The organism is Leptolyngbya sp. FACHB-1624 (genome assembly GCF_047649235.1).
Lineage (GTDB): Bacteria > Cyanobacteriota > Cyanobacteriia > Leptolyngbyales > Leptolyngbyaceae > Leptolyngbya > Leptolyngbya boryana.
Genome location: NZ_CP180258.1, coordinates 2,058,130 through 2,078,473 on the forward strand (window position 1 = coordinate 2,058,130; position 20,344 = coordinate 2,078,473).

A 20,344-nucleotide genomic window follows, 5' to 3' on the forward strand; every position below is an offset into this window, starting at 1 on the left:
AGTTTTACCCAGAATTCCCTTCTTGAGAAAAGAGTTGAACTTTTCTCAAGAATTCTTGTCTGGGGAGAGAACTTAAGTCATGCTCTTACATCAAGTAATGGTTTTAACTCAGTACGAATCTTGGTAATTTGTGAGATGACTCAGTTCATCTCACAAATTACGATCGCTTAACTCATCACCCAATCAACGAGCAATCTCACTCCATATCCAGTCGCGCCTGCTCCGTTGTAGCCATTCTCTTTATCTGCCCAAACGGGACCTGCTACATCTAAATGCGCCCAAGGCGTATCTTTGACAAATTGCTTCAGAAAGATTGCGGCGGAGATAGCACCACCAGCACGCGCACCCGTGTTTTTCATATCTGCAATGCCCGACTTCATACTCTCAAAGTACTTCTCTTCCATCGGCATCCGCCACAGTTTTTCACCGGACTCTCCACTGGCTTTGAGCAGCTGATCTGCGAGTTCATCGTTCGGACTCCACAAGCCCGCAATGTTATCACCCAAAGCAATCACACAAGCTCCGGTCAACGTTGCGAGATCGACGATCGCGTCTACTTCCAGTTTCTCGGTATATACCAATGCGTCTGCAAGGGTTAATCGTCCTTCTGCGTCGGTGTTATTGATCTCGATCGTTTTGCCATTTGAGGCGGTGAGAATGTCGCCTGGGTGAATGGCTCGCCCGCTGATCATATTTTCAGTGACGGCAGTAATAAAATGCACTTCGACATCGGGTTTGAGTTGAGCGATCGCTTTTGCAGCTCCTAAGGTTGCGCCCGCTCCTCCCATGTCGGTTTTCATCATTTCGATGCCGCTACCCGCCCCTTTAATATTCAAACCGCCCGAATCGAAGGTCAGTCCTTTACCGATAATCGCCAGTTTTCGTCTCGGCGTGCCTTGCGGCTTGTAGGTCAGATGGATAAATTTGGGTGGCAAATCAGAAGCTTGAGCAACGCCAAGAAATGCGCCCATGCCAAGTTTTTCACAATCCTCTTTTTCGAGAATTTGAATTTCTAAACCATGCTCATTGGCGATCGCTAACGCCGTTTCTGCCATCGTGATCGGCGTAACGTAATTTGCAGGAGCCGCAACGAGTTCACGGGCTAGGAATACACCCGAACAGATTTGGCGAGCTTTTTGAATCGCCGCTTCTTGACCTACCAAACCTAGCAGTTCGACGGATTCGATTTTGCCATTTTGATCCGGCTCTGACTTGAAGCGCACATCTTTGTATAACGCCAGTTCGAGTCCTTCTACGATCGCTTGCGTCGTCGCTGCTGCATCCTCAACGGTCGGGAAACTGAGTGCAAGCGTTTTACACCGTTCGCGCTTTGCCAATTTTGCAACCGATGCAGCCGCTTGGCGGAGCTTTTCTAATTTCAGATCGTCAGGGTTGCCGAGTCCAACTAATAGGATCTTACGGATAGAACTGCCTGCGATACGAGTTGAGGCAGTATTGCCTGATTTTCCCTTAAATTCTACCTCTGCGATTAATTCTGCGATCGCACCGGACAGTTTTTGATCGAGCGCAGCGACATCGCCAGATAATTCTGCGCCTTCAAATAACGCGATCGCTAGACCATCTCCTGACCAATCGAGGAGCGACGTTCCCGTGACTGTTACGTTCATATCTATCCCTAAACTGTGGGTTCTTAATGTCTGATATTCAGTATCGATCAAAACGCTCGAAACCGTCGCGAAATGTCATACGTAATACTTTCATTGAATGTGCTGATTTATTCCTCATCTTCGGTGAATCTTTGCTATAACTGCTTAGAGTTCTGCGTAGATCTGCCCCCTTTTCCAGGAAGAGTTTGAATGCTGAAGCAACTGTTGAAAGAGCGGCGTTTTTGGTTGATGTTAGCGGGTGGCGCGGGTGCGATCGGGTTGATTGCAGGAGCGTTATTACCCGTTGAGAAACTCAAAGAAGCGTCTCAAGCACCGAATGGCTTGATGGGATCGCTCCAGTCGTTTCAGGGACAATCTGAGGGGAGCGGAATCGGCACACCGAGCCAAGTCATCAGTCCTTTGGTGACAAAGCCTGCAGGAGAACGGACAGACGCTCTAAAGTTTGCTGCCGATCGGTCGAGCACGATGCTAGAGCGCAATCGCGCCCGCTATTTGTTAGTAACAGATTTTATTTCACAAAAGCAAGGCGATAAAGCGCTAGAGCAGTTAAAAGATTTAGAGCAAAATTATCCAGTTTTGGCAGCGCAGATTGGGGTGAAACGTGCTCAGGCATATGAAGTCGCAGGCAAACGCCAAGAAGCGGCTCAGGCATGGCAAGCAGTCGTGAAAAAATACCCGAAAGAGCCTGCCACGGTAGAAGCTCTCTTTGAGTTAGGCAAAAAAGATCCTCAATATTGGAATCAAGCGATCGCTCAATTTCCCTCTCATCCGAGAACCGTTGAGATTGCTAAAACGCTTTTGAAGAAAAATCCGAAACAGCTTCCATTGCTGATGCTGGTTGCGAAATATGGCATCACCAGCGACGGGTATACGGCATTAATGGATAAATTGGTTGCAGAGTTTGGTAGCCAGTTAAAGCCTGAAGATTGGGACGCGATCGCATTTGGATACTGGGAAAATCAAGTGTATGACAAAGGTGCGATCGCGTATTCGCGCGCGCCTCAAACTCCCTTAACGGCTTATCGATCTGCGAGAGGATTACATCTCAGCGGCAAGCCGGGGGGAGAGCAACGCTACCGCCAAATGATTCAACAATTTCCGCAGTCGGATGAAGCCGGATTAGCCTTGACTCGGTTGGCTCAGTTAGCAGAAACGCCGCAAACCGCGATCGCATATTTGGATCAAATTGCTCAGAATTTTCCCGATCGTGCGCCGACTGCCTTAGTTGAGAAGTCAAAACTCCTCGACAAAATGAAAAGCGAAAAGACAGCTGCTCAAGTTCGTCAGTTGGTTTTGACTCAATATGCTCAATCCGATGCTGCCGCAGAAATGCGCTGGACTTATGCTCAGCAAGCTGCCAAAGCAGGCAATATCAAACTGGCAAAACAGTGGGCAGAGCCAGTTCTGACGAACAATCCGACCAGTGAAGTTGCCGCTGAAGCTGGATTCTGGGCGGGTAAATGGGCACAAAAATTGGGCGACAATGATCAAGCAGCCCAACTGTTTCAGAAAGTGCTCAGTGAGCATTATGAGTCTTATTATGCTTGGCGATCGGCTGCAATTTTGGGCTGGAATGTCGGCGACTTCAATACGGTACGATCGCTGAATCCAAAAGTAGAAAAACCTAGTCTCCGAGCCGAATTACCAGCCGGATCTCCAGCGCTAAAAGAACTTTATCAGTTAGGTCAAGAACGCGATGCTTGGTCGCATTGGCAGATTGAATTTCGGAATCGAGTTCAACCTTCGATCGCCGAACAGTTTACCGATGGTGTGATGCGATTGGGTGTGGGCGAAAATCTAGACGGACTGTATATGATTGGGAGTCTGCGCGATCGCGAAAAAGCAGAAGAAAAAGCTCAGTATGAACAATTGAGAAAACAGCCTGCGTATTGGCAAGCACTGTATCCTTTTCCGTTTGTGAATTACATTGAAAACTGGTCACAGCAACGGCAAATGAATCCGATGCTCGTGACAGCTTTGATTCGGCAAGAGTCTCGATTTGAGCCAGATATCAAATCGAGTGTGGGTGCTGTGGGATTGATGCAGGTGATGCCTGAGACGGGAGCTTTCATTGCAAATAATATCAAGGTGAAAGAGTACAAACTCAGTGATCCTGAAACGAGTATTCAGTTTGGAACCTGGTATTTGGATCATACGCATTTGGAGTATAACAACAATTCGATGCTAGCCGTAGCAAGCTATAATGCTGGGCCTGGTGCAGTTGCAGGCTGGCTTGGCAAAGCAAAATCGCAAGATCCAGATGAGTTTGTTGAAGCGATTCCTTATCCTGAAACCTATGGATATGTGAAAGCAGTGCTCGGTAACTATTGGAACTATTTGCGGCTGTACAATCCTGAAATTTCTCAGAAAGTTGCTCAGGTAAAACGCGATCGATAGAAATAGATTTGCTTTGGTTAAAGTCTACTCCAGTGATCCCGTTCAGTCTCCCGAATCAGTCCGCTTGACTTGATTCGGGATCAAATTTGATCGGCATCAAAAGTTGACTGCAAGCACGTTAGAAATCCGAAAGGCTGAGCTTTTCGCAAACATTACTGACAATAATTATTAATACACTTGATTCCAGATCCAGAATAATTGATAATTTTGAGCGACGAAGTTTGAGCGATCGACTTCTCGTTTATTCTCAAAATCTGCGATGCCAGCTTCTAATCTTTTTCAACATTTAAGCCGACGACAATTGATCCAATTAGGGCTGTTATCCGGTGTAGGACTCGCTGGCTCAGCTTTTGGAATCAACCTGCTCGCTCAGTCAAAAAACCGTCAAAACGTGATTGTTCCACCGTTTGACATTCCTCAAACCAAAGATGCAGCGAATCCGGCGGCTGTTCTGCGCGATTTTGATTACGGCACAGTCACTCAGGAAAATGGGCGAACGGTTAGAGAATTTCGAGTCGAAGCCCGCACCTCGGCGCTGCAACTCAATCAATCCACGTCTTTTGTCACTTGGAATCTGAACGGACGAGTTCCAGGACCAACCTTTCGGGCAACCCAAGGCGATCGCATTCGCGTGATTTTCTACAACAAAGCCGGGCACTCGCATTCACTTCACTTTCACGGAGTCCACTCGGCTGAAATGGATGGCGTAAAACCTGTCAAACACAATGCTGTTCAGATCTACGAATTTGACGCAGAGCCATTTGGCGTGCATCTTTATCACTGTCATATCGAGCCAATCTCGCGACATGTAGGCAAAGGTCTATACGGTATGTTCATTGTTGATCCCCCGACTCCGCGACCGCCTGCCGATGAAATCGTGTTGATCATGGCAGGCTATGACGTCAATGACGATCGTAAAAACGAGCTTTTTGCTTTCAATGGCTTGCCGGATTACTACATGAAGCATCCAATTCCCATCCAGCAAGATCAACTGATTCGGCTCTATGTCTTGAATCTCATCGAATTCGATCCAGTTGCAACGTTTCATCTCCATGCCAATATGTTCCGGGTCTATCGCACAGGACGCACCTTAGAACCGAGTGAAGAAACCGATGTGATTACGATGGGAACCGCAGAACGGCATATTTTAGAGTTTAGTTTTCATCACACGGGCAAATTTATGTTCCATCCGCATCAAGACTACATCGCGGAATCTGGCTGCATGGGCGCGTTTGAGGTGATTGCGAATTCAAAAGCTTAGCTGAACTTAATAATCACATTATTGACAAAGATTCTACTTAAGCTACACAATGACTAAATTCAATCCCTGAGATAGGTTTTTTCCTATAAAACGATCTCTTTCTGTCTTCATCAACACCATCATGCTGAAACAACTTAAATTCCTTGCTTATTTCCTATGCGCTCTAGGATTGAGTGTGCTCATCGCCTGTAGTTCTCAGACTGCGAACAATACAAGCTCTGCTCCTACAACAACGACAACCGCGAGCCAGCCTGCACATGGCGGTAGAAAGATTAACATTAACAGTGCGATCTTGTCCGAGCTAGATAAGCTAGAAGCAAAGCTCGGTGTTCCTGCGCTTTCTAATAAAATCCAAGCAAGTCGTCCCTATGGAAAAACGGAAGAGTTAGTTGCTAAAAATGTGATCAATCAAGCTCAGTTTGATCAAATCAAAGACATGGTGACGATCGAGGATATTAAACTCGAAGGTGAAGCCAGAGATGTTGATTACATGACGAAGCTCGGTTTGATGAAAGGGCATCTCTATGTTGCAAAAGAGCTACTTGACCTGCAAAAGCCGGATCAAGCAGAACCTCATATTGGGCATCCTGTCGAAGAGATTTATGCCGATGTGGAAGAGCAATTGAACGATCGCAAAGTTCCAGAATTCAAAGATCCGCTGATTGCACTGCAAGATGAAGTCAAGGCAGGTGCAAAAAATGCGAGTAAAGTTGCTTCTGGCTATGATACTTCGATCAAGGCAATTGATACCGCCATCAATGCGTTACCCGAATCGCAACGTCAAAATCCTGCCTTTGTCTTGCAAGTCATCAATGGATTATTAGATACTGCAAACTCAGAGTATGGAGCCGCGATCGCAAACAATAAAATTACTCAAGTGATTGAATACCAGGATTCGCGCGGCTTTGTGCTTTATGCAAATGAACTCTATAAGGGCATTTCTGATGCAATGCTGAAGACGCAGCCGGACGCTCATCAAGTCATTTCAACGAAAATGGCTGAACTGACCACAACCTGGGCAGCAGTTACGCCTCCTGCAACTCCTGCTAAAACCAGTGATCAGGTTTCAGCGCTCGTCAAAGAGATTGAGGGCAACACTCAAAAGGTAGCCAAGGCTTCTTAAAAGCTAAATTCTATATGTGGCAAGGAGTCAGAGTTCTTGTAAAACTCTGACTCCTAAGGATTGAATGTTATTTGGAGTGATTATGGATCTGAGTTCTGCAATCCCTACCTTTGTGATTACCCTACGTGAAGGTGTTGAAGCTGCTTTAATTGTTGGCATTGTTTTGGCATACCTGAATAAAGCGAATCGACGGAATTTGAAAGGTTGGGTTTGGGCTGGCGTTGGTGTTGGGCTGGCTGCAAGTGGAATGATTGGAATGTTATTTGGATGGATTGTAGAACAGGCAGGCACAGCAGGAGTTTCGATCGAGCAATTTTTAGAAGCCAGTTTTAGTGTGCTTGCGATCGCTTGTTTGAGTTGGATGCTGATTTGGATGACTCGGAATGCCCGATCGCTGAAGCAGGATGTGGAAGGTGCGATCGCATCAACCATCAAACAAGATGCTCAAGCAGGTTGGGGGATCTTTGGACTGATCTTTTTTGCCGTTGTGCGAGAAGGATTTGAAACCGTTTTATTTATTGCAGGGAAGTTTCAGCAGGGAGTCGTTCCAACTCTAGGAGCATTGGCTGGTATCGGGTTTGCCACTGGTATTGGAGCACTGCTGTTTCGATATGGAGTTCGGCTAGATATCCGGAAGTTCTTTATGATCATGGGCATCTTGCTGTTGATGATTGTCTCGGGCTTAGTTGTCACAGCACTGGGACATTTTGATGCTGGCATGAACGCATTAGCTCAAGTCGATCGCAAATCGGCTTCGCTTTGTTTTTACTATGAACGATTTGCGAAACCTCAAGATCGAGATTGTGTTTTAGGTCCAATGGTGTGGAATTTCAGCAAGATCATGCCTGCTGAACAGTTTCCAGGCTCAATTTTGAGCGCATTGTTGGGGTATACCGATCGCTTGTATTTGGTTCAAGCGATCGCATATTTCGTCTTTTTAATTACAGTTGGTGGAGCCTATTTTCAATCGTTGTTAGGACGATCTGTATTTCCCCTACGCCGTAAACCTACTAATTCATCCCAATAAATCTGATAGAGAGAACCCACCTCCAACTTGCTCTCCACTCCCCACACTCAATACACGTAACGGCTAGACCCCGAAAATTTCGATGCCTATAGAATGCTACACAGTCTCTGAATGTCATCTTGATGCTCTTTGAGCAAAGTAGCAGCTTCAGATTTCAGGGCTGCCATGTTTTCATCGCTCACATTATCCATCTCATCTACTGCCTTATCCAGCCAGGTTTGCAGGCGGTAATAATTTCCTTCTAGTAGTAGGCTCATTTGATAGTTGGCTGCATCGCAGACTCCATCAAACACACAACTCAGCAAGGGGTTGAGCCACTCGACGATTCCCCAATCTTTTGCTTGATGGTACGGAATCGGTCGATTTAGCTCACCTGTTCCCAAAGAAACGACTAGAAAATCTTTCTCATCTGGGAAAATCCTTAAAGCTTCAACATATGCAGACACCGACGGCGTATTGATGAAAATGCCGCCATCAATCAGCACTCTATCTTTGTTTTCGATCGACATGTTCACAGGCGCAAAATAAGTCGGAGCCGCCGAAGTTGCACGTGCAGCATCAACCGATTTAATGGATTGATGTCCGGGTCGCCAGCTTTTTAGAAAGAGGGGTTCACGATTTTGAATATCATATGCAGTGACTACCGTTTTGGTCAGACATGAGCCGAGCCGAGCCGAGCCAAAGTAGTTTGCCAGGACTGTATCAATGCCTTCTCTGGGATATTTTTCGTCTGCTAGACCACACAGGGTAGAAACATCTTGCCACACTGATTTAGGGAAAATGTTTTTTCCTTCTTGCTCGTAGAGCTGGATCAGATCTTTGGCGGAATACTGAGGATTTCCCTGTCCGTCGTCTTGGCTCAATGCTAGAGCTAAAATCCCCCCAGTTGAAGTGCCAGCAATTAAGTCAAAAATTTCTGAAGTCGGCTTGCCAATTTTTTGCTCTAATTCTGCGAGAACCAGCGCAGGAATAATTCCCCGGATTCCACCACCATCAATGCTCAGAATTTTTTTCATCTGTCCCCTGAAATCGCTGAGTTCGATTATCTAAACAATTAAGTTCAGCGTTCCCCGGTTGTACGGTTCGATCGTCAGCAGATTTTTGATTTTGGAGCAGAAATGGATTTGTGTCGATTACATAGTGACTTGAAGTAATGGTTTTGGCTTGGGTAACGATAACTCATTGCAACGCATTGCAATGAGTTTTAAGTGAGACATTGCTACTGAGTAAAAGAATTACAATTCAGCTTGTTGTTAGGTATGGGAATGAAAATTCAATTGTTTCGCACTGCCATCTTCTGAAACTGATTGTTCGCCCACTCCGACCATTTCGACCAGCATTGTGCGATCGCGAACGGCATGACTCGGCTGAATTTTGACGATCGTATCGTTCACCTGGAAAGTAGTCGTTCGATAGTCTGGATTCAGCGATCGACCATCATCTTCGTACAGCGTAAACTCTCCTACACCTGGATAAATCCGGACTTTCAGTTGAGCGATCGGATGTTCATCCACATACTGCATGACTGGCTGCATGGGAATAATTGCTCCTGCTTTGACATACATCGGCATCCTTTCTAGTGGAGCATGAGCCAAGATATGTTGATTGCCCTCATATTTTTCACCTGTCCACCAATCAAACCAAGTTCCTTCGGGTAAGTAAACTGCTCGACACTCTACGCCAGGACGATACACAGGAGCCGCCATGAGATACGAACCGAGGAGTAATTGATCATGCAGATGGTAGGTTTTTGAATCATTCGGATATTCATAAAGCAGAGGTCGAAGGATCGGTGCGCCCGTCTGAGAAGATTGCCAAAACAAGGTATAGAGGTAAGGTAGCAATTGATAACGGAGTTCGATATATTCGCGGCAAATGGCTTCAACTCGTTCTCCAAATACCCACGGTTCGTGTTGTGCAGTTGTCAGCGAAGAATGCCCGCGCATCAATGGATAAAACATTCCGATTTGCATCCACCGAGCAAAAAGCTCTCCCGTTGCATTGCCAGCAAATCCACCAATATCCGAACCAACAAAGCTCACTCCAGAGAGTCCCAAATTCATCAGCATCGGCAATGACATTTCGAGATGTTCCCACAGCGATTGATTGTCTCCTGTCCATACAGCCGACCAGCGCTGAATTCCAGCAAAGCCAGAGCGAGTTAGCACAAACGATCGCTGATCTCGAAGCTGTCTTAATCCTTCTGCTGAAGCTCTTGCCATGTTATAGCCATACAGATTATGCGTTTCTGCGTGAGTTCCCCCTTCTCCAGGATTGCCTTGAGGCGCATCCATGGGAAAAGGAATATGGACTCCTTCATCACCGAAAGGTCGATCGGTGAGAGCAGGTTCATTCATATCATTCCAAATGCCTTCGACTCCGACCTCTGTGAGCGTACGCTGCCATTCTCCCCACCATTGCCTAACTTCAGCCCGTAGGAAATCCGGAAAGACAGCTTTATCAGGCCATACGTACCCATAAACTAAGCTGCCATCTGCATTTCTAACAAAGCAATCTTTTGCTAAGCCTTCGTGATAGGGAAGATAGTCTCCATCTGGTTCATACTTCACGCCTGGATCAACGATCGTGACGGTTTTAAAGCCTTCTTGTTTAAGCTGTTGGATCAACTTGGCTGGATCAGGAAATCGCTTTGGACTCCAAGTAAACACTCGATATCCATTCATATAGTCGATATCGAAGTGAATTACATCACAGGGGATTTTGCGCGATCGAAATTCATGCGCGATTTGCTGCACAACCTCAGCCGTTTCATAGCTCCATCGACATTGATGATAGCCAAGTGCCCATTTTGGCGGCAAAGGCATCCGTCCGGTTAAAGCGGTATACGTTTCTAAAATTTGGGCTGGAGCATCACCGTGAATCACGTAGTAGTCTAATTCTTGGCTTTGAGCTTGCATTCGCCATATTCCTGGCTCAGACGCACCTAAATCAAATTGGCTGAGGTGTGTAATGTTGAGAAAGATGCCATAGGTAAGCTGCGGACGGAGTGCGATGAAGAATGGAATAGCTTGGTACATTTCATCGTCGATCGCGTCGTAATCTAGCGCATCTTTTGTCCAATTGGTCTTGACTTCAGATCGCTTATCTAACAGTCCCGCTCTCTCTCCGAATCCATAGAAATGCTCTTCTGTTTCAATCCGCTTCCAGCAGGCAATTTGACCCATTCGCCAGCCCATGTCTGTATCATGCGCGAAGGGTTGCCCAGATTGATCAAACCATTGAATCCGACAGGGCGATCGCTGAATCACGACTCGAATTTGAGAGGTTCTAATTTCGTTTTCTTCTAGCTCAAATGGTACTTGCTCCCATTCTTCATCGGGTCGATTGACTGCCCACGATCGCCTTGGAAGAAATTCACCTTGGGGTGCAAGTTGAACTCGAACGAGGTTAGCAGCTAGAATCGTGAGCCTTAGCTTTGCTGTGCCACAAGTGAGAATTACTCCGCGATCGTGCTTTTCAATGTGATCGACGTTTCCTAAGGAAATCCAAGGCTGTCGGGTGGTCGGGAGCTTTCCAAAAACTTGAGGCATAAGTCGAAAGGCTGAAACATCGCTTTCTACAGTGCTGAGGATTCCGGGATCATGCCTCTGTCTTCAGTTAGGTTAAAACGTCTGTCTAATGCGAGTCGAGCGAGTTTGTTCGCTTTGTTACGGTTTTGGGGTCGAATGAGAATTATTTTATGTCTTACGTAACTTCAAACACTGCTAGCGATTTAGTCGAAGCATTTCAGGGATTAGATGCGGATACACAGCTTGCATTGTTCTATTTTATCTACAAGGAAATGGGTGGAGCAGTTACGCCTGCTGCTCCTGGAGCTAGTACGGTTTCTCCAGCGATCGCAGAAGGATTGTTTAATCAAGTCAAAGATCTGCCTCGTGAAGAACAATTAAACGTTCAGCGTGATCTGATCGCTCGTCGAAATACTCAACTGACTCGGGAATACGGTGCAGTGGGAGATACAACAAAATTGCTGTTCTGGTATCTCTTATCACAGGGAATGGACAATGGAACGATCATCCCGATGCCAGTAGATTATCAGCTTCCTCAAGAGGCACAGCAATTGCTCGATCGTGTAAAAGCAATGGAATTTGAGCAACAAATTACTTTCTTCCGGAACTATGTTGCACCGATGGGCGTTGACCCGAACGCTGTCGAACACGATTCTGAAACCGGATTGTAAATAGCTGCATTTCGGCTTCGCTTCGCCCTTTGCATGGGGTGAGCGGAGTCGAAATCCAAATCCTACAAGAGATTGAGATTAATCAATTTCTATCGGCAAAATCACCGTAAATGTTGAGCCTTCGTCGAGTTGCGATGAAAGATAAATCTGACCCTGCAATAGTTCTACTAGCCGAGCTACGATCGCTAATCCTAACCCCGTACTATCCGGCGACTTGAATGACCCAACCTGTTCAAATGGGACAAACAGACGTAACTGATCTTCTGGCGCAATGCCAATTCCAGTATCAGCAATAGAAATCGACCATCGATTATGACTGAGTTCTTGGCAGGTTAGCGTGATCGTCCCTGTCTCTGTATAGCGGACTGCATTACTCAACAGATTGGTCAGAACTTGCTGCAATCGTAGCGGATCGCTAATGACTTGTTTCGGTGCAATCTCAAGGTTGACCTTTAGCTGCAACTTGCGATTATCAACTAAGGGCTGAATCACTTTCACCACCGCTTGCATCAACTCTGATACTTCGATCGCTTCTGGAATGACCTGCTTTTTCCCCGCTTCGTATCGCGATAGCTCCAGCGCATCATTGATTAATCGTAGTAGTCTTCGCCCACCTTGTAGAACTTGCTCAATGTGATCTAAGCTCGAAAGCGAATCACGGTCACGTTTGCGGATGCCAGAGGTATCATGCTCCTGTTTCGATTGTCTTAAAAACAGGTCGGCATATCCAATAATCGAGGTCAGCGGCGTTCTCAGTTCATGTGCCAAAGTCGCGAGGCTATTTTCATTCGATCGAGCTAATCGCTTCAATTCTGAAACCGTCAACGAAAGCTGACTTTGAACTTGCTCAAGTTCCTGTAATCGCTCATTCACATAGCTTTTAAAACACTGTGAGATCGCAGAATCAATGACAGAATCAATCACATTGACCGCTCGAAATAATTCTTCAGCCGTTCCTTTGAGCAATTCAGATCGGATACTCTCAAAAATGACTTTTCGCAGCAAATGATATTCTTGGGCGATTTCTGTCGGATCAAATCCCTGATTCGCCCGCAGTACCCCATGAGAAATACTAGCTGCCTCAACTGCTGCGGTATCATCTTCTTCAATCTGGGACAATGCTTGTGACATTGCGACTAAGACTAAATCAATGTGATCTTCGATCGCAGTTTGACTCAGACTTTCTGCGCTGGGAATTTGGCGATCGTGAGCGACAGCATCTGCCCAGTCATGCCGAATTAAATCCACTTTGTCTTTGAGTAACTGACTAAAATCCTGCATGCGAAGATTGTAGGTGAGTCGAAAAAATCCAGAGCCTATCTAGCGAAAGATTAATCTTCGGGAGGCATTTCTAATGCGATCGCGCCTAAATTGCCTTTGCGAAAATCCGTCAAAATCTGCCGCGCTGTCCGCTCTGCATCATTTTTATAGTTCGCCTCTGCCAAAGCTTTGAGATAACTTTCTCCGGTTAAATCTCCAAGTTCCAATCCATATCGGGTCTCCAATGCCGAAGACGATCTGATCAGTTCAATCAACTCTGAAGCAACTCGCTGATTGTCATACGCGGCCTCTCCAATATCATCACAGATGGCTAACTTAATTGCTGCCTCCTGATTCGTCAATTTATTCGGCAAAACTCCCGGTGCATCCAGTAGCTCAATCTGATCGGAAATTCTCACCCATCGCAATTGCCGAGTCACGCCAGCGCGCCGAGCACTTTCGACCACTCGCTTTTTCAGCAACCGATTAATCAAAGCCGACTTACCGACATTCGGGAATCCAATCACCACTGCACGAACCGGACGTGTCAACATTCCTCGATCGAGCCGTCTTTGATTCATTTTCACCCCGGCTGCCTGAGCCGCCTTGGAGATCGCTTCAATTCCTTTGCCATGCTGAGCATCTGTGAATAAAGGCTCCTCTCCGCGATCGCGAAACCACTCTGTCCACTGCTCTTTAGCTTTCGGCGGGATCATATCCATCCGATTCATCACCAAAATCCGCCCTTTCTCTCCAATCCACTGATCGACCTGCGGATGATGCGTCGAAAGCGGAATCCGCGCGTCTCGAACTTCTAGCACGACATCCACGCGCTTCAACTGTTCGAGCAGCGCTTTTTCAGCTTTGGCAATATGACCGGGATACCATTGAATCGGCGGGGAAGACATAGCAAAGATCTAGAGTGACAATCCATGCTAGTACGATCGCGCTCTTATCGGTTAAACAAATGCTTCGACCTCAGCACGGATTGCGGAAATTGAGAGTGAAAATTGAGCGGAGACGATTGCCCGCTTTCCCTGCAATTGCCCGACTTTTTTTATCCGATTAAGGAACGACTAAAACAGGACAAGGAGAAAGACTGATCACCCGATTCGTAACGCTATCCGATGCGCCTTCGGTCGTCAGTCCCAATCCTCGACAGCCCATGATAATGAGATCCGCCCCTATCTCATCTGCAACATCGCAAATCGTAAAGGCAGGCTTGCCCTCACGCTCGATCGCTTCTGCTTCAATTCCACTCTGAGAAAATACCGATTTTGCATTTTGCAGCAAATTCGCTACCGCTTCTGCCGAAGCCATTGCATCGGGGTGATCAGAATTTGCTTCCACCACAGATAATAAAATCAGGCGACTCTGGTGAAATTTGACAAGCTCTACAACAGTCTCGACGGCTTGACGAGAATCGCGGCTTTCATCGATTGGAAACAACACAGTTTTAAACATAATGTCCAGAATTTCTCAACTTACTTATCAGCATCGCAGAATCTTCGATCGTAGGTGACGCGATTAATGGAAAAATAAGAAATAGGTAGAAAGACTCACTTAGGAGCCAGCACTGTGCCGAAGAAAACTATTAATGATTTATCGTCCGCCGATTTACAAGGCAAGCGTGTTTTGGTTCGCGCAGATTTTAACGTACCGTTAGATGAACAAGGCAATATCACTGACGATACGAGAATTCGTGCCGCGCTGCCAACAATCAACGCTTTAACTTCCAAAGGCGCAAAAGTGATTTTGTGCAGCCATTTTGGTCGTCCGAAAAACGGTCCCGAAGATAAATATCGTCTCACCCCCGTCGGCACTCGCCTGTCAGAACTTCTGGGTAAACCCGTCGTCAAAACCAATGATTGTATTGGCGACGAAGCAACGGCAGCCGTGAATGCAATGCAGCCCGGTGATGTCGTTCTGCTCGAAAACGTTCGGTTCTACAAAGAAGAAGAAAAGAACGATCCTGCATTTGCTGAGAAATTGGCATCTGTTGCTGATCTCTATGTTAACGATGCATTCGGAACTGCGCATCGGGCGCATGCTTCGACTGAAGGGGTCACGAAGTATCTGAAGCCTTCGGTTGCAGGTTTGTTGATCGAGAAAGAGCTAGAGTATTTGCAAAGCGCGATCGAGAACCCCAAACGTCCATTAGCTGCGATCGTCGGTGGCTCGAAAGTTTCGAGCAAAATCGGTGTCATCGAAACCCTACTCGACAAAGTAGACAAACTGCTAATCGGTGGCGGTATGGTCTTCACCTTCTACAAAGCGCGCGGCTTGGCAGTCGGTAAGTCTTTGGTTGAAGAAGACAAATTGGAATTGGCAAAAGCCTTAGAAGCGAAAGCCAAAGAAAAAGGAGTAGATTTACTCCTCCCAACCGATGTTGTGGTTGCAGACAATTTCGCGCCTGATGCGAATACCCAAACCGTCAGCGTTGACAACATTCCCGACGGCTGGATGGGCTTAGACATTGGTCCCGATTCTGTGAAAACCTTCCAAGCCGCTTTGGAACAGTGCAAGAGCGTGATCTGGAACGGGCCGATGGGCGTATTTGAAATGGACAAATTCGCGAAAGGAACCGAAGCGATCGCACATACCCTAGCAGAATTAACTCCCAAAGGAACCTCCACGATCATCGGTGGTGGCGACTCTGTTGCAGCCGTTGAGAAAGTTGGCTTAGCGGATCAAATGAGCCACATTTCTACAGGTGGTGGTGCAAGTTTGGAACTGCTCGAAGGTAAAGAGCTTCCAGGAATTGCAGCGCTAGACGAAGCGTAAGTTTGTTGGGGAGTAGGGAGTGGGGAGATAGTATTCTAGATTCTTGCCCCCCACTCCCTACTTTCTGTCATGCTCACCAGTCTCCAAAATCCATTAGTTAAGCAACTCCGAAAGCTGCATCGCGCCAAAGAACGGCGAGAACAGCAGCTTTTTTTATTGGAAGGAACGCATTTAATTGAAGAAGCCTGTGCAGTTGGGGTTGAGCTGAATACGGTTTGCTATACCGAGCATTGGCAGCAAAATCATGAATCGCTATGGCAAAAGATTCAAGCTCGATCGAGCCGCATCGAGCAGGTTTCACCGGAAGTTTTAAAAGCGATCGCAACCACCGTTGAACCCGATGGAATTGTCGCAACTGTCGATCGCTTTCATACTCAGCCCGTTCAGTTTACAAAACTCGGTCTAGCGCTCGAAACGATTCAAGACCCTGGCAATCTCGGCACAATCATTCGCACCGCTGCTGCTGCTGGAGTAGAAGGACTTTGGCTGAGTGCCGATTGTGTGGATTTAGAAAGTCCAAAAGTTTTACGATCGTCTTCTGGGCAATGGTTCCGCCTACCGATGTCTACTTCGGATCTCAGAACTGATATTCAGAAAGCAAAACAACAGGGAATGCAAGTCATTGCAACCGTTCCAACTGCAACTCAAACGTACTGGGAAATTGATTTTACTCAGCCGAGTTTGGTCTTGATGGGAAATGAGGGAGCCGGATTGTCTGATGAATTGATTGAACTCGCAGATATTCAAGTCACTATTCCATTAGCTCCAGGAGTAGAGTCTTTGAATGTTGCGATCGCGACTGCTTTGATCCTGTACGAAGCCCGAAGACAGCAAGAAAAGATATGATATCGATCGAGAATAGAGGCAGCTTTCTATGGCATATACACCGCTCAGACTGCTCAGTTTCGAGGAATTCATTCAACAGTACAGCGATCAGTTTCGCTACGAACTGGCGAACGGCGAAGTCATTGATTTGGAACTGACAGGATCTCATGAAGCGGTCGCAGGAAAAGTTGCCAGCAAAGTGAGCTTAGAAATCGATCGACAAAACTTACCGTTCTTGATTCCAAAAAGCTGCATCTTGCGTCCTTCAGGAGACGAGGCAACTGCCCGCCGTCCAGATATGATTGTGCTAGACGAAGCCGCATTAATAAATGAACCCTACTGGCAGCAAGAACCCGTGATCGTGCGCGGTGAATCGGTCAAATTGGTTGTTGAAGTTGTCAGTACCAATTGGGAAAATGACTACGCGCGAAAAGTTGAAGAATACGCGCTGATGGGCATTGCTGAATACTGGATTATCGACTTTCGTGGGCTTGGAGGCATCCGATTCATCGGTGATCCAAAACAACCTACTTTTACGGTCAATCAGCGAGTTGGGAAGCTCTACGAACCGCAGCAATTTCGCTTAGGTGAAAATATTATCTCTCCTTTGTTTCCTCATATCAATTTAAGACTGGACGATGTGTTACCTCGCTAATCAAGATCACAAAAAAGGAGGTCAATCGACCTCCTCATTCCCTTAGTTCATCCTAGGTTTCTGAACGTTTCGATTAGCGTTGCGGTGTGTACCATTGAATCAAATTGTTGACTTGACCAGAGCGACGTTGAGCATTAAACAAATCAACTGCCGTCTTGTTGTTATCAGAGTTGATTTTCACTTGAGCATCAATTCCATACTTGTTCACGTCAGCATTGATGTTTGCGATATCTTTTGCAGTCCGGTTTGTATCAACTGTCGTAATAATTGCAGCAGCAGCAGCGTTGTTAGAATCGCAATCTTTCACTTGCCCAACTGCTACGGTAGAAGTACTACGATCGCTGTAAGAAGAATTGCTAGAGCGGCTGGAGTTTTGAGCAGCATTGTTCCGACCGTAAGCGCTGGAACTGCTCGACTTGCTCTCTTGGCTGCCTTGTGAACCACCTGATCCACCCACGCTGAACAATCCAAGCACACTCACCGATCCGCCACCGCCATCGTTATGCGTTTTCTTGCCCGATTGGCTGTTCGAGGCATTGCCCCAAGCCGAATTGCTGTTAGAAGCCGCAGATTGACGAGAAGAACTGTTGCGTTGAATGTTATTGCGAGTATTGTTACCGAGCGCAACATCCGCTGTACTGCACTGAATCTTGTCTGCCAATTTCCCGAACAAATCATCATTTGCACGAGCCTGCATGGGAAGTAAACCAGTAAAGAGAGTCGAAGCAAGAACCAAAGCGCTGGAGAATTGAATGAGTTTCATGATTGTTTCCTCTGATTGAGTGTGTGTTTAAGGCGTTTCATCCTCTACACTCACTCAGTAGGGACAGCGATCGAGCTTTATGCAGATTCGGCAAAAAATTATTTTCAATCGTCGATCGTCTCTTCTCGATCGAGCCTAGACTGCTCCAGACAATAGCGGCAATAATAGAGTAAGAGAATTGCGTTCATTTCTTATGAGCATTGAAGAAGTCCTACACCATCGTCAAATTATTCACTCCGATCCAGAAATTATGAGCGGAGCACCTGTCTTTGTTGGAACTCGTGTCCCCATTCAGACTTTCTTTGATTATTTAGAAGGTGAAGAAGGTCTTGCTGAGTTTATGAATGATTTTCCCTATCTACAACCTCAAGCAATGCAAGTGTTAGAAACGATCGCCAAAGTTATGATTGAGCAAGAGCGAAGCACCAGTGCAAATCCTTCTTGATGAAAATCTTTTGAGCAAAAAGCTAAAACGCCCTTTGACTGATGCGGGCTACACTGTCCAGAACGTTGATGATATGGGATGGAGAGGCTTAAAGGATCGTGAGATTTTAAATTTAGCTGAGGCATACCCTTTTGATGTCTTTATCACTGCCGATAAAAACCTTTGTTACCAACAAAATCTGACTCAACGAGCGCTGATACTCATTGTGCTGAACTCAAGTAGTACCCGACCTGATCATCTCGTTCCGCTTATCCTAAAACTTATTCCTCTACTTCCAACGATTGCGCTTGGTACTGCTATCGCAATTAATGATGCTGGTGAAGTCACTCAGATTCATCCATAGGAACGAGTCCTCTATTTCCAATCATCGATCGTGTCTTCTCGATCGAGCAAAACTTCCTCATACTCTGGCATTCTCAACTCTTCAAGCGGTTCTTCTCTCATCTCAAGCTGTAAAGGGCGAACCACTCGCATCACCGCCTCTTGCATAAATGCTTTGATAAATTCATCGCGTCGATTTAGTTGGAACTGTCGCTGCACGACTTCTGTTACACCGCCATCTCCCCAATCTTGATCATTGCGGAAGTACTCAATAAAAGCTCTGCCTGCAATCCGCGTCAAGTAAGCCGCACTCACCCCTTGAATCGCTCGACCGAGTAAAAAACCGCCGACGCTTACTTGCAATGCTGTACTCACAAGCTCGATCGCACCTTTTACAATCCCCAATCCGACCATCGTTTTTGCTAACGACAAAGCCATCTCTTTCGCCTGCTCTGTCGAGATCTCACAGCCATAAATCCGACCAATCTCAACAATCATTTGAGCATTGACTGCAGCCGTTGCTAGTAAATCCACACCGGGAATCGCAGTAACAGCAATTACGCCTGCGCCAATCCATTGATATCGATCGACCAGTTTTTCTGCCTGTCTGCGCCGCTGCTGATCAATTAATCGCCGCGCCTCTTCTCCCAAGCGCTGAGATTGAATCAAGATATTTTCGGCGAGTAAATCCTCACCTTCGGTTCGTAAAATCTCCGCGACTCGCTCAATCAACATCATGACTTCTGGATCAGGCTGTAACCATTCGCCCTCTTCAGTTTGCATCATCGGTGGATTCGCTGCGATCGCCACAACATCCTCCGCGCGCACAACTCCCCGAACCCGCTCTCTTAACCGAGCTAAAATCGCTTCTAAATCCTCTTGCGTATAGAGATCAGCTTTGTTGAGAACCACAATCGATCGCTTGCCAATTTCTGCTAAGCCTTTCAATGGGTCATACTCCGACTGGCGCAAATCATTATCCAGCACAAATAGTAAAAGATCCGCCTCAGTTGCATAACGCCGCGCCAAAGTTTCGCGATCAGTTCCCGCAACTCCAGCTTCGAGAATTCCAGGAGTGTCAATGAGAATCACTTCTCGATCGACTCCCTTTACCTTTAATCGATACGTTGCACTCACATCAGTTGTCCCCATCGGTGCGCCGACTTCACCCACAATTTGCCCCATCAATGCATTGACGAGTGAAGTTTTACCCGACGAACCTGTGCCAAACACAACCACCTTTAATTCGCCTCGCGCTAAATTCTGCTCAATCTCTTTCGATCTCAGAATCAATTCACGCCGCGCCACTTCATCTTGAATCTGCGCCATCTGCTGCCGTACAGCCTGTAGATTCTCCTGCGCCGCCTCGGATTTGACCGCTGAAACTTTCGGCAGCGATCGCCGTTGTTTTTTCCGCTTTGCCTGCTTTGGCAACCAGAAAAAATAATACGCAAACGCTGCAATCAGCCCAACCAGCAAAATCATCACCAACCCGATCAGCGCATTTGCCAGCAACGGATTCCCGATCGCCCAAGTTAACTGAGTCAGCGAACTGACAAGCCAAATGATCAATCCCAAAATGACAGAAACGCCGACAATCAGTGTTACCAGTCGAGATAAAGGCATAGCGTTGGTCAAAACGTGAGGGGCAACC

At 46.6% G+C, this 20,344-nt stretch carries 18 protein-coding genes; 10 read left to right on the forward strand and 8 right to left on the reverse strand.

Annotation, left to right across the window (positions count from 1 at the left end; genetic code table 11):
• Positions 1-167: 167 nt before the first annotated feature.
• Entirely contained in the window at positions 168-1,628 is a 1,461-nt protein-coding gene (locus ACMUEV_RS09510; RefSeq protein WP_190652946.1) for a leucyl aminopeptidase, read from the reverse strand.
• Between the two features lie 189 nt (positions 1,629-1,817).
• Here ACMUEV_RS09510 and ACMUEV_RS09515 point away from each other — a divergent pair, with 189 nt between their 5' ends.
• From ACMUEV_RS09515 to ACMUEV_RS09530, 4 genes are all read left to right on the forward strand, one after another.
• On the forward strand, positions 1,818-4,025 hold the full coding sequence (locus tag ACMUEV_RS09515; RefSeq protein WP_190652947.1) for a transglycosylase SLT domain-containing protein: 2,208 nt from the start codon (positions 1,818-1,820) through the stop codon (positions 4,023-4,025).
• Positions 4,026-4,284: 259 nt separating this feature from the next.
• Positions 4,285-5,286 carry a multicopper oxidase domain-containing protein gene (locus ACMUEV_RS09520; RefSeq protein WP_017289338.1) on the forward strand — a complete coding sequence of 334 codons (1,002 nt, stop codon included), beginning with the start codon at positions 4,285-4,287 and terminating at the stop codon, positions 5,284-5,286.
• Positions 5,287-5,407: 121 nt separating this feature from the next.
• Complete coding sequence (locus ACMUEV_RS09525) at positions 5,408-6,409, forward strand: helix-hairpin-helix domain-containing protein (protein WP_017289337.1); 1,002 nt, start codon at positions 5,408-5,410, stop codon at positions 6,407-6,409.
• An 82-nt stretch (positions 6,410-6,491) separates the two neighbouring features.
• Positions 6,492-7,436 carry an FTR1 family iron permease gene (locus ACMUEV_RS09530; RefSeq protein WP_190652948.1) on the forward strand — a complete coding sequence of 315 codons (945 nt, stop codon included), beginning with the start codon at positions 6,492-6,494 and terminating at the stop codon, positions 7,434-7,436.
• An 86-nt stretch (positions 7,437-7,522) separates the two neighbouring features.
• Here ACMUEV_RS09530 and ACMUEV_RS09535 read toward each other — a convergent pair whose 3' ends face one another.
• On the reverse strand, positions 7,523-8,452 hold the full coding sequence (locus ACMUEV_RS09535) for a patatin-like phospholipase family protein (RefSeq protein WP_190652949.1): 930 nt from the start codon (positions 8,450-8,452) through the stop codon (positions 7,523-7,525).
• A 237-nt stretch (positions 8,453-8,689) separates the two neighbouring features.
• The gene (locus ACMUEV_RS09540; protein ID WP_190652950.1) at positions 8,690-10,987 is read right to left on the reverse strand and encodes a glycoside hydrolase family 31 protein; all 2,298 of its coding nucleotides are present in this window, start codon (positions 10,985-10,987) and stop codon (positions 8,690-8,692) included.
• 149 nt (positions 10,988-11,136) lie between these two features.
• On the opposite strand from ACMUEV_RS09540, the gene ACMUEV_RS09545 reads away from it, so the two are divergent.
• Entirely contained in the window at positions 11,137-11,637 is a 501-nt protein-coding gene (locus tag ACMUEV_RS09545; RefSeq protein ID WP_190652951.1) for an orange carotenoid protein N-terminal domain-containing protein, read from the forward strand.
• Positions 11,638-11,715: 78 nt separating this feature from the next.
• On the opposite strand, the gene ACMUEV_RS09550 is transcribed toward ACMUEV_RS09545, so the two are convergent.
• The 3 genes from ACMUEV_RS09550 to ACMUEV_RS09560 all read right to left on the reverse strand — a co-directional run bounded on the left by ACMUEV_RS09550 (position 11,716) and on the right by ACMUEV_RS09560 (position 14,361).
• The gene (locus ACMUEV_RS09550; RefSeq protein WP_190652952.1) at positions 11,716-12,918 is read right to left on the reverse strand and encodes a sensor histidine kinase; all 1,203 of its coding nucleotides are present in this window, start codon (positions 12,916-12,918) and stop codon (positions 11,716-11,718) included.
• Positions 12,919-12,968: 50 nt separating this feature from the next.
• The gene (ylqF, locus tag ACMUEV_RS09555) at positions 12,969-13,805 is read right to left on the reverse strand and encodes a ribosome biogenesis GTPase YlqF (RefSeq protein WP_017289331.1); all 837 of its coding nucleotides are present in this window, start codon (positions 13,803-13,805) and stop codon (positions 12,969-12,971) included.
• Positions 13,806-13,962: 157 nt separating this feature from the next.
• Positions 13,963-14,361 carry a universal stress protein gene (locus tag ACMUEV_RS09560; protein ID WP_017289329.1) on the reverse strand — a complete coding sequence of 133 codons (399 nt, stop codon included), beginning with the start codon at positions 14,359-14,361 and terminating at the stop codon, positions 13,963-13,965.
• A 114-nt stretch (positions 14,362-14,475) separates the two neighbouring features.
• Here ACMUEV_RS09560 and ACMUEV_RS09565 point away from each other — a divergent pair, with 114 nt between their 5' ends.
• From ACMUEV_RS09565 to ACMUEV_RS09575, 3 genes are all read left to right on the forward strand, one after another.
• Positions 14,476-15,681 (forward strand): phosphoglycerate kinase, encoded by a 1,206-nt coding sequence (locus ACMUEV_RS09565; protein WP_190652953.1) that lies wholly within the window; start codon positions 14,476-14,478, stop codon positions 15,679-15,681.
• Positions 15,682-15,750: 69 nt separating this feature from the next.
• The gene (locus ACMUEV_RS09570; RefSeq protein ID WP_190652954.1) at positions 15,751-16,527 is read left to right on the forward strand and encodes a TrmH family RNA methyltransferase; all 777 of its coding nucleotides are present in this window, start codon (positions 15,751-15,753) and stop codon (positions 16,525-16,527) included.
• A gap of 28 nt (positions 16,528-16,555) precedes the next feature.
• Positions 16,556-17,161: a Uma2 family endonuclease gene (locus ACMUEV_RS09575; RefSeq protein WP_190652955.1), complete on the forward strand. Its 606-nt coding sequence runs from the start codon at positions 16,556-16,558 to the stop codon at positions 17,159-17,161.
• A 73-nt stretch (positions 17,162-17,234) separates the two neighbouring features.
• Here the strand turns inward: ACMUEV_RS09575 and ACMUEV_RS09580 are convergent, their stop codons facing one another.
• A complete protein-coding gene (locus ACMUEV_RS09580) occupies positions 17,235-17,924 on the reverse strand; it encodes a hypothetical protein (RefSeq protein WP_190652956.1) in 690 nt (229 codons plus the stop codon).
• A 193-nt stretch (positions 17,925-18,117) separates the two neighbouring features.
• Here ACMUEV_RS09580 and ACMUEV_RS09585 point away from each other — a divergent pair, with 193 nt between their 5' ends.
• A complete protein-coding gene (locus ACMUEV_RS09585; RefSeq protein WP_190652957.1) occupies positions 18,118-18,369 on the forward strand; it encodes a DUF433 domain-containing protein in 252 nt (83 codons plus the stop codon).
• On the forward strand, positions 18,353-18,712 hold the full coding sequence (locus ACMUEV_RS09590) for a DUF5615 family PIN-like protein (protein WP_190652958.1): 360 nt from the start codon (positions 18,353-18,355) through the stop codon (positions 18,710-18,712). Before ACMUEV_RS09585 ends, ACMUEV_RS09590 begins: the two co-directional genes overlap by 17 nt.
• 11 nt (positions 18,713-18,723) lie before the next feature.
• On the opposite strand, the gene ACMUEV_RS09595 is transcribed toward ACMUEV_RS09590, so the two are convergent.
• A complete protein-coding gene (locus ACMUEV_RS09595) occupies positions 18,724-20,316 on the reverse strand; it encodes a DUF697 domain-containing protein (protein ID WP_190652959.1) in 1,593 nt (530 codons plus the stop codon).
• Positions 20,317-20,344: the final 28 nt, after the last annotated feature.